At 59.7% G+C, this 1,622-nt stretch carries 2 protein-coding genes; one reads left to right on the forward strand and one right to left on the reverse strand.

What is annotated here, in order from left to right; all coding sequences use genetic code 11:
* On the reverse strand, nucleotides 1-736 hold a 736-nt coding region (ompR, locus tag AC1DWI_RS22365), incomplete at its 3' end, for an osmolarity response regulator transcription factor OmpR (protein WP_007866319.1).
* Nucleotides 737-1,098: 362 nt separating this feature from the next.
* On the opposite strand from ompR, the gene AC1DWI_RS22370 reads away from it, so the two are divergent.
* The coding region (locus AC1DWI_RS22370; RefSeq protein ID WP_477725809.1) for an SIMPL domain-containing protein at nucleotides 1,099-1,622 on the forward strand (524 nt) is incomplete at its 3' end.

Consider the following 1,622-nt stretch of genomic DNA (forward strand, 5'->3'; position numbering starts at 1 on the left):
AGTTCGTTCCGTCCGGCACAAACACGTAGCCGATACCCCAGACCGTCTGGATGTAGCGGGGCACCGCAGCATCCACTTCGATCAGTTTGCGCAAACGGGACACCTGCACGTCCAGGCTGCGGTCAAAGGGCTCGAATTCGCGTCCGCGTGCCAGCTGTGCCAGTTTTTCGCGGGACAGCGGCTGCCGCGGGTGGCGCACCAGGGTTTTCAGCATGGCGAATTCGCCGGTGGTCAGCGGCAGCTCTTCGCCGTTCTTGTGCAGGGTGCGCAAGCCCATATCGAAGGAAAACGGCCCAAAGGTAATCACTTCCTGGTCGCTGGACGGCGCACCCGGCACTTCAGCCGTCGGCCGGCGGCGCAGCACGGCGTGGATGCGGGCGAGCAATTCACGGGGATTGAACGGTTTTGCCAGGTAATCGTCGGCGCCGACCTCGAGGCCGACAATGCGGTCCACGTCCTCGCCTTTGGCGGTCAGCATGATGATGGGCGTACGGTCATTGGCGGCGCGCAGGCGGCGGCAGATGGAAAGGCCGTCTTCGCCAGGCATCATCAAATCCAGGACGATCAGGTCGACGGCGTCGCGCAGCATGATGCGGTTCAGCGCTTTGCTGTCTTCGGCGAGGATGACCTCAAAACCTTCCTGGGCCAGGTAGCGACGCAGCAGGTCGCGAATGCGGGCATCGTCATCAAGGATCAGGATTTTGTCGGCACGGGCGTTGGGTTGAGCTTGGGTCATAGTCATCTGGTAATTTGTAACAGAGCCATTTTGAAGGCTGAAAAGGCGGGATGTCGCATTTTTCAGTCGGTTTGACACACTGTTACAAAAGTTGCGGCCACATGCAAGTGTGCGTGTTGACTATGGCAATGCGCCTACATTCGATTGAAAAAACACATGTAAAAATAAGCGGCCGCTCCCTGGGCACCGCGCTGGCGGGCCCTTGTAAGAGCAATGCCGGGCGAATGCGCCTGGTTACTTGCGGTGAACAGGCTGCTTGATTTGCAGCGTTCCGGATGTTCACCATGATTTCCCCCTCCATTTCACGCTTGTCTTTTTTAGCCAGAAGCGGCTGAAATTCACCACCCCGAAAGGTAATTCCGATGCGAGCTCCAAAATCGATCGCTTTGTGTGTCCTGTTGGCAGGCGCAGTGCTGGGTAGCCATGCCATGGCCCAGACCAACTTCCACGAATCCCTGCAGAACGTGGCCCAGTTATCGGTCAGTGGCTCGGTGGAGGTGCAGCAGGACCTGTTGTCGATTTCATTGACCACAACCCGTGATGGTGCTGACGCGGGCGTCGTGCAAAGCCAGCTCAGGCAGGCGCTTGAGACTGCGCTGACCCAGGCCAAGCAGGCGGCGGCGCCCGGCCAGATGGAGGTGCGCACCGGGAATTTCAGCCTGTATCCGCGCTATGGCAAGGACGGCAAGATCAATGGCTGGCAGGGCTCCACCGAACTGGTGCTGGAAGGCAAGGACTTCCCGCGCATCACCAGCACGGCGGGCAAGATCCAGACCCTGACCATGGGCAACGTCAGTTTTGCATTGAGCCGCGAGCAGCGCGCCAAAGTCGAGGGCGAGGCCCAGGCGCTCGCAATTGAGCGTTTCAAGGCCAAGGCCAGTGAGGT

The organism is Polaromonas sp. P3_C2 (assembly GCF_056402675.1).